7 protein-coding genes and 1 other RNA gene are annotated in these 8,496 nt (G+C 69.9%); 7 read left to right on the forward strand and 1 reads right to left on the reverse strand.

Annotated features, from left to right (window positions below):
* From ACFPZL_RS07680 to ssrA, 3 genes are all read left to right on the forward strand, one after another.
* A partial coding sequence (locus tag ACFPZL_RS07680; RefSeq protein ID WP_382335020.1) for an FGGY-family carbohydrate kinase occupies positions 1-739 on the forward strand: 739 nt, incomplete at its 5' end.
* Positions 740-747: 8 nt separating this feature from the next.
* Positions 748-1,980: an alpha-hydroxy acid oxidase gene (locus ACFPZL_RS07685; protein ID WP_218115931.1), complete on the forward strand. Its 1,233-nt coding sequence runs from the start codon at positions 748-750 to the stop codon at positions 1,978-1,980.
* A 387-nt stretch (positions 1,981-2,367) separates the two neighbouring features.
* Positions 2,368-2,738, forward strand: a transfer-messenger RNA (tmRNA) gene (gene ssrA / locus ACFPZL_RS07690).
* Positions 2,739-2,747: 9 nt separating this feature from the next.
* Here the strand turns inward: ssrA and ACFPZL_RS07695 are convergent.
* Entirely contained in the window at positions 2,748-3,356 is a 609-nt protein-coding gene (locus tag ACFPZL_RS07695; protein ID WP_218115930.1) for a helix-turn-helix domain-containing protein, read from the reverse strand.
* 72 nt (positions 3,357-3,428) lie between these two features.
* On the opposite strand from ACFPZL_RS07695, the gene ACFPZL_RS07700 reads away from it, so the two are divergent.
* The 4 genes from ACFPZL_RS07700 to ACFPZL_RS07715 form a co-directional block, all read left to right on the forward strand.
* Positions 3,429-5,264, forward strand: coding sequence for an FAD-dependent oxidoreductase (locus ACFPZL_RS07700; RefSeq protein ID WP_382335023.1), 1,836 nt, complete (start codon positions 3,429-3,431; stop codon positions 5,262-5,264).
* Positions 5,265-5,361: 97 nt separating this feature from the next.
* Positions 5,362-6,363 carry an ABC transporter substrate-binding protein gene (locus ACFPZL_RS07705; protein WP_218115929.1) on the forward strand — a complete coding sequence of 334 codons (1,002 nt, stop codon included), beginning with the start codon at positions 5,362-5,364 and terminating at the stop codon, positions 6,361-6,363.
* Positions 6,364-6,370: 7 nt separating this feature from the next.
* Entirely contained in the window at positions 6,371-7,699 is a 1,329-nt protein-coding gene (locus ACFPZL_RS07710) for an LLM class flavin-dependent oxidoreductase (RefSeq protein ID WP_218115928.1), read from the forward strand.
* Positions 7,699-8,496 (forward strand): ABC transporter ATP-binding protein (locus tag ACFPZL_RS07715; RefSeq protein WP_382335026.1); only part of this gene is annotated, 798 nt, incomplete at its 3' end. The genes ACFPZL_RS07710 and ACFPZL_RS07715, both read left to right, overlap by 1 nt.

Below are 8,496 nucleotides of genomic sequence, written 5' to 3' on the forward strand. Positions count from 1 at the left end.
CGTCGCCGTGGCCTCGCACGACACCGCCTCCGCGGTCGCCGCCGTGCCCGCGACGCGCCCCGACTTCGCGTACATCTCCTGCGGCACGTGGGGCCTCGTCGGGCTCGAGCTCGACTCCCCGGTGCTCGACGAGGCCGCCCGCGCGGCGAACTTCACGAACGAGGGCGGGCTCGACGGCCGCGTGCGGTTCCTGCACAACGTCATGGGGCTGTGGCTCCTCTCGGAGTCGCTGCGCGGCTGGGAGCCCTCGGCGACCGACGCCCAGCGCTCCAGCCTGCTCGGCGAACTGCTCGACGAGGCCGGCCGGCTCGGGAGCGGCCTTCCGACCTTCGACGTCAACGACCCCGCGTTCCTGCCGCCGGGCGACATGCCGGGCCGCATCGCCGCCTGGTACCGGGAGCACGGCGAGCGCGTTCCCGAGGGGCGCGCCGAAGTGGTGCGCTGCATCGTCGAGAGCCTGGCGCAGGCCTTCGCCGACGCCGTGCGAACCGCCTCCGAACTCGCGGACCAGCCGGTCGGCGTGATCCACATCGTCGGCGGTGGCTCGCAGAACGCGCTGCTCTGCCAGGCGACCGCCGACCGCTCCGGCCTGCCCGTCTACGCCGGCCCGACCGAGGCGACCGCCATGGGCAACATGCTCGTGCAGGCGCGCGCGCTCGGCCTCGTCGGCAGCGAGGCAGAAGCCATCCGCGCCGTAGTCGCGCGTTCATCCGACGTCATCGAATATCTCCCGAGGTAGGTTCCAGAGTGGTCAAGCGACAGTTCCCGAAGCCGGGCGAGATCCTCGAGCTCATGCAGTTCAAGAAGCCCGAATTCGACGGCCGCAAGCGGCGGCTGGATCGAGCGCTCACGATCCACGACCTGCGCGACATCGCGAAGCGGCGCACGCCGAAGGCCGCCTTCGACTACACCGACGGTTCCGCCGAGGGCGAGCTCTCGCTGGCGCGAGCCAGGCAGGCGTTCGAGGACGTGGAGTTCCATCCGTCGATCCTGCGCGACGTGTCGAACGTCGACACGCGAGCCGAGATCTTCGGCGGATCCTCCGCCCTGCCCTTCGGCATCGCGCCGACGGGCTTCACCCGCCTCATGCAGACCGAGGGCGAGACCGCTGGCGCTTCGGCCGCTGCCGCTGCAGGAATCCCGTTCACCCTCTCGACGCTCGGCACGACCTCCATCGAGGACGTGAAGGCGGCCAACCCCGATGGCCGCAACTGGTTCCAGCTCTACGTCATGCGCCAGCGCGAGATCTCCTACGGCCTCGTGGAGCGCGCCGCCGCGGCCGGCTTCGACACGCTGATGTTCACCGTCGACACCCCGGTGGCGGGGGCGCGCCTGCGCGACAAGCGCAACGGCTTCTCGATCCCGCCGCAGCTCTCGCTCGGTACCATCGCGAACGCCATTCCGCGGCCCTGGTGGTGGTGGGACTTCCTCACGACGCCCAAGCTGGAGTTCGCCTCGCTGTCGACGACCGGCGGCACCGTGGGCGAGCTGCTCGACTCGGCGATGGATCCGTCGATCTCGTTCGACGACCTCGAGGTCATCCGCGGCATGTGGCCGGGCAAACTGGTGGTCAAGGGCGTGCAGAACGTCGAGGACTCGAAGAAGCTCGTCGATCTCGGCGTCGACGGGATCATCCTGTCGAACCACGGCGGCCGGCAGCTGGACCGCGCCCCGATCCCGTTCCACCTGCTGCCCGAGGTCGTGCGCGAGGTCGGCCATCACACCGAGGTCGTGATCGACACCGGCATCATGAACGGCGCCGATATCGTCGCGTCCATCGCGCTGGGTGCGAAGTTCACCCTTGTGGGGCGCGCCTACCTCTACGGCCTGATGGCCGGCGGGCGGGAGGGGGTCGACCGCATGATCGCGATCCTCTCCGAGCAGGTCGTCCGCACGATGAAGCTGCTCGAGGTCGCCTCGCTCGAGGAGCTGACCCCCGCGCATGTGACGCAGCTGCGGCGGCTCGTGCCCCGGGACTGAGCCTCCGGGGTCGGCGCTCCGGCGTTGAGCTTCAGGCGGAGGTCCCCGCCTGTCTCTCTCCTGACCAGTGGCCCCTTTCCTGACGAGCGGCCCGGTTCCTCCCGGTGCGTACGGGGGCCGCTCGCCAGGAAGGGGGCCGTTCGTCAGTGGGTTCCCATGGGGCCGAGCGCGGCAGCCCGAGTCATGGCCGAGTGCGCGAACTGCGGACAAAGCAGTGGGGCAGGGATGTGCCGGCCAGACTGCACCGCGGCGGCGACCGTCACGGCGGGGGAGGATCAGTGGGCCGTTGTCGTGCTAAACTGTAAGGCCCGGTACTCCCGGGATCTTGACAACTCCACAGCGCGTGATGTGAATGCCCAAGGGCGCCCGCTTGCGGGTGGCTCGCACGGGGCCGATCGGTTTCGACACGTCGATTTGAGACTGTGAGAAGCGGGTCGAGGACGCGACGTTATCTCGTTAACGCCCGTCGCAAACCATAGGTGCCAACGCTAAGCGCACCGACTTCGCTCTCGCTGCCTAAGCACGAGACCGAGTCCGTCAGGCCGGGTTCGCCTTCGCCCCGGTCCCTGGCGTCATTTAGAGGGCTTGCTGATGCGTCGTGTTTCAGGGCGCATCGGGACTTTCACTGAGACTGGGCCTGTCGTCCTAGGTGTTCGCGACAAAGGACGGGGCCGAGTAGAACGCTTTCACGAACTACACCCGTAGAAGGCATGGAATCATCGAAGTGGACAGGGGTTCAATTCCCCTCGGCTCCACAGGCACTCACATCACTCGCTTGGGGTTGTCCCATTCTTCTGCGCCTCGGGCGTCTGGTCTTCCGTCGTCTCCTGCGCCAGCCGGGTGTGCATGCGTTCCCCGGCGTCGTTGAAGATGCTGATGACCTGCGCGGGCCGCCGGCCGTCCGCCGACATGGCGTGCGGGATCCGGGTGTCGAACTCCGCCGCCTCGCCGTGCGTCAGCACCAGATTTCGTTCGCCCAGGCGCAGGCGCAGCCGGCCGGAGAGCACGTACAGCCATTCGTAGCCGTCGTGCACGCGCAGCCGCGGCAGCTCCCGCCCCGGCGGATAGGTGATCTTGTAGGTCTGCACGGGTGAGCCCTCGGGCGAGAGTCGGGCGATCAGCATGCCGTCGCGGCGCACCGCCGTTCCGGTGACGCGCGGATCGGGCGCCTGCGGTCGGATGAGGTCGTCGAGCCCGATGCCGAGGGAACGGGTGATCGGCAGCAGGAGCTCGAGACTGGCCTGACGCTTGCCCGACTCGAGCCGGGAGAGGGTGCTGATCGACACCGCGGTGCGCGCGGCCAGCTGCTCGAGCGTGAGATCGCGCCCGAGGCGGTAGGCGCGCAGCCGTTCCCCGAGATGGGCGAGTTCATCCATTGCGCGAACCTCCTGTTTGCCAATTCTGCAAAAGTATTTGCAATTATGGTCTCATACCGGTTTGCTGGCGACATGGAAGCGACACCGGACATGACCGAGACCCCGCTCGTGAACGAGGCAGAGCCCGAGAACACCGCATCGATCGCGGCACCACCCGCAGGTTCGGCTCCTGCCGCAACGGCGACGCGGGACACCGGTGCTGCGCGGGACACCGGTGCGATGCGGGATCCGCTCGACGTCATCGTGGTCGGCGGCGGGCCGGCAGGACTCGCCGCAGCGCTGATGCTCGGCCGTGCGCGGCGGCGAGTCCTCGTGATAGACGCCGGGCAACCGCGCAACCGCTTCGCCGACCGCATGCACGGCGTGCCCGGCTTCGAAGGGGTGCCGCCCGGCGAGTACCTCGAGCGCGTGCGGGCCGAGGTCGCCGGCTACGGGTGCGTGTTCGTCGACGGCGAGGTCGAGACGGTGTCGGAGCCCGAGGCCGGGATCGGTGGCGTCGTGCGGGTGTCGCTGCGAGACGGCACCGAGCTGCGTGCTCGGGCGTTGATCGTGGCCACCGGGCTCACCGACGAACTACCGGGCATTCCGGGCCTGGCCGAGCGCTGGGGCACGAGCGTCCTGCACTGCCCGTACTGCCACGGCTGGGAAGTCCGCGACCAGAGCCTCGGCGTGATCGCGCGCTCGCCGATGAGCCTCCACCAGGTGCAGCTGGTGCGGCAGTGGAGCGACCGGGTCACCCTGTTCTCCGCCGGTGCGGGAGATGTCGATGACGCCACGACGCGACGGTTGCGCGCGCGAGGGATCGCCGTGATCGAATCCCCGGTCGTCGAACTGCTGGGGGAGGCGAGCGGCGGATCCGGCGCGGATGCGGGGCGCCTCACAGGTGTCCGCACCGCGGATGGCGGGGTGACGGAGATCGATGCGGTCTTCACGTTCGGGGCCTCGACGCCCCACGATCACTTCCTCGCCGGTCTCGGCCTCGAGCGCGCTGAGACCCCGATGGGCAGCTTCCTCGCGGTGGATGCGGTATACCGGACCAGCGCCCCGCGCATCTGGGCGGTCGGGAACGTCGTGGATCCGAGCCTGAACGTACCGATGTCGGCGGGCGTGGGATCCTTCACCGGCGCGTCGGTGAACTGGGCCCTCGTCGAGGAGGAGTTCGAGCTGGCCGAGGCCAGCGAGGCCAGCGAGGGGTCCGAGGTCCACGATTCGCGGAGTGCCGGGGACGGGGATCCGGGCCCGTGGCCCGAGGTCGCACCGGCGGAATACTGGGAGGAGCGGTACGGCGAATCGGATCGGATCTGGTCGGGTCGCGTGAATCGCGTGCTCGCCGATGTCGCGGCGAGCCTGGAGCCCGGCCGTGCGCTCGACCTGGGGTGCGGCGAGGGCGGCGACGTCGTCTGGCTCGCCAGGCAGGGGTGGAAGGCCACCGGGATCGATATCTCGCGGACCGCGATCGGCCGCGCCGAGGCGGCGGCGCGCCCGGCGGGACTCGGCGAAGCGCAGGCCGGCTTCCGCGTCGCGGATCTCTCCGGGCTCGACGCGGGGGAGCGCTTCGACCTCGTCTCCGCCAGCTTCCTGCACTCGCCGGTGGAGCTTCCGCGCGAGCGGATCCTGCGTCTCGCGGCCGAGCACGTCGCGCCCGGCGGGCACCTGCTCATCACCGCCCACGCCGCTCCGCCGCCCTGGGCGAAGGCGCGACACGCACACGAGCACGAGCACGCGCACGACGGGCAGGATCCGGGCCACCCCTCGTTCCCGACGCCCGACGAGGAGATAGCGTCGCTCGGCCTCGACGATGCGGAGTGGGAGATCCTCCTGGCCGAGACGCGCGACCGCGAGGCGACCGGCCCCGACGGGGAGACGGCGACGCTCGCGGACGGCATCGTGCTGCTGCGCCGCCGGTGATCCGCATTCATTACCCCGGATTACCGCACGCATTCGCTCATGTGATGTTCTTCCTCTAAGTTGGACGGGTACCTTCACGCCGACACGGAGATCCCCCATGCGCGCTTTCGCCAAGACCACCCGACTCGCCATCGCCGCTGCGGCGGGCCTCGCCCTCGCGCTCACCGGTTGCGCTTCGGCACCCTCCGACGGGGGTGACACGGGCGGCGACGGCGCCACCGAGCAGCCCACGACGATCTTCGTCGACACGACCTCCGCGACCGGCGCGAACGAGATCGCGAAGGTCGGCGGCTTCTTCGACGAGCGCCTCGGCGAGCTCGGCATCTCGGTCGAGTACACCTCGCTCGGCACCAGTTCGCAGATGCTCGAGGGCATCGCCGCGGGCAAGCTGGACTTCACCGACATCGGCTACCCGGGCCTCCCCGTCGGCGTGGCCGCCGGGGTCGACTTCCGCCTGATCGGTGCGGCCTCCACCGGCGGCGGCGACGTCGTCTTCGTCGCGCCGGACGGCCCGCAGACGATCGCCGAGCTGGCGGGCAAGAAGGTCGCCGCCGCGAAGGGCAGCAGCGGCTGGGCGCTCCTCGTCCGCGCGCTCGCCGACGCCGGCCTCTCGAGCAGCGACCTCGAGATCGTCGATCTGAAGCCGGACGAGGCGCAGAACGCCTTCCTGCAGGGCGACGTCGACGCCTGGGCCATCTGGAGCGGACAGGCCACCGCGATCGACGACAGCAACGGCCGTCAGCTGACCAGCGGCGAGGATCTCGGGCTGATCCCCGGCGCCCTCGTCACCCGCACGGTGCACGCCGAGAACGACGCTCTGCTCGCCGCCTACCTGGGCGCCCGCCAGGACGCGATCGACTGGCTCGAGTCGGAGCCGGAGGCGGCGATCCAGGCCATCGCTGACGATCGCGGCATGGACTACGCGGTCGTCGAGAGCTTCCTCGGTGTCAGCGGACCGCTGAACCTCCCGCTCGACGACGCTCTCGTCGCCGAGTACCAGCAGGTCGCCGATCTCTTCTTCGCCGAGGGCGAGATCGCGACCGAGGTCGACATCTCCACGGTCGCCGCCACCGACGCCTTCGAACGAGCAGGACTCTGATCACGGCATGAGCAGGGATCACATCCGATTCGGGCTCCTGCTGGAGCCCACCGGCAACGCCGTCAACGGCTGGATCGACCCGGCGACCCCTCGGGGCGCCGCGGTCGATTTCGGCCTGATATCGAAGATCGTCGACATCGTCGAAGCGGCGAAGTTCAGCTTCGTCTTCGTCGCCGACAGCGTCTCGGTCGAGCCCGGAGCGAAGCCGTACTACCTCAACCGCTTCGAGCCCATCTCGCTGCTGGGAGCGCTCGCCGTGCAGACGAAGGACATCGGCCTCGTCGCGACGATGTCGGCGAGCTACACCGACCCGTACACGGTCGCCCGCCAGATCGCCTCGATCGACCTGCTCAGCGGAGGCCGCGCCGGCATCAATGTCGTGACGTCGGCCTGGGAGAGCTCGGCGGCGAACTTCAGCGACGCGCCGCTCCTGCCGCACGACGAGCGCTACGCGCGGGCCGATGAGTACGTGCGCGTGATGCAGGGCCTCTGGGACAGCTACGAGGACGACGCCTTCGTCGAGGATCCCGCGACCCGCGTCTACCTGGACGAGTCGAAGCAGCACCGGCTGGACTTCACGGGCGACTACTTCTCGGTGCGGGGGCCGCTGAACATCCAGCGCTCTCCGCAGGGCCATCCCGTGATCTTCCAGGCCGGATCCTCCCCGACGGGGCGGGCCTTCGCCAGCACGCACGCCGAGGCGATCTTCGCGAAGAACAACACCTTCGAGGGCGCGGCCGAGTACTACGGCGACGTCAAACGCCTCGTGGGCGAGGCCGGCCGCGACCCCGACCTCACGAAGATCTTCATGGGCGCCCACGTCGTGGTCGCTCCGACGCGGGCCGAAGCCGAGGACAAGTTCGAGCGGATCCTGAGCTACACCGACGACGCCGAGGCGCTCAAGTGGCTGAGCTTCTTCTACGATTACGCCGACCTCAGCGGCTACGATCTCGACGGGCCGTTCCCCGACCTGTCGCACCTCGGCGCGAACCACATGCAGGGCATCTCGAAGTCGTGGAGCGACCTCGCGAAGCGCGACAACCTGACGCTGCGCCAGGTCGCCCGGATCGCGGCGACGCCCCGCGAGGACTTCTTCGGCACGCCCGAGGAGGTCGCCGACGCTCTCGAGCACTGGTACCGCGACGGCGCCGCCGACGGCTTCCTGCTGAACCCCTGGTTGCAGACCTCTGGGCTCGAGGACTTCGTCTCGCTCGTGCTCCCCGAGCTGCGCCGGCGCGGGCTCTACCCGGACGAGTACGCGGGCGGCACGCTGCGCGAGAACCTCGGCCTGCCGTACGTGCCGAACCGCCACACGGTCGCACGCGGGGCCCGCTGATGGTCGATTCCGCGGTGCGGGGCCAGCCGGACTATCTGCGGCTGCACGGCGTCGAGAAGGTATTCCACTCCGAGAGCCGGGCCGTGCACGCGCTGAGCTCGGTCGATCTGTCGGTCGCCCGGGGCGAGCTCGTGACGGTCGTCGGCCCGAGCGGCTGCGGCAAGAGCACCCTGCTGAAGCTGGTCGCGGGCCTCGAGGCGCCGAGCGGCGGGACGATCGAGCTCGAGGGAACGGGGATCGCGAAGCCGGGGCCCGACCGCGCGGTCGTGTTCCAGGAGCACCGGCTGATGCCGTGGCTCACGGTCGAACGAAACATCGCCGCGAACCTCTCGCTCCGCAACCGCACGGTCCGGGCGGCGGTCGACGAACTGCTGATCATGACCGGCCTCAGCGGCTTCGCCAAGGCGTACCCGAAGGAGCTCTCGGGCGGCATGCTGCAGCGGGTCTCGATCGCGCGCGCCCTCCTGCGGGAGCCGCGGATCCTGCTGCTCGACGAGCCCTTCGGCGCGCTCGACGCCTTCACCCGCACCCAGATGCAGGGGGCGCTGCTCGAGATGTGGGAGCAGAACCACACCACGATGCTCTTCGTCACCCACGACATCGACGAGGCGATCACGCTCGGCGACCGCATCGTGCTCATGAGCCCGCGCCCGGGGCGCATCGACCGGATCCTGCCCGGTGTGGCCCCCGACGAGCGGGATCGCGACTCGCACGCGTTCGAGCAGCTGCGCGCGGAGATCCGCGGCCGCTTCGACGAACTGGGCCGGGCCGAGCACGGCCGGGCCGAGCGCGGCCCT

Origin of the sequence: Leucobacter soli (assembly GCF_042659205.1) — a bacterium.
GTDB classification, from domain to species: domain Bacteria; phylum Actinomycetota; class Actinomycetes; order Actinomycetales; family Microbacteriaceae; genus Leucobacter; species Leucobacter soli.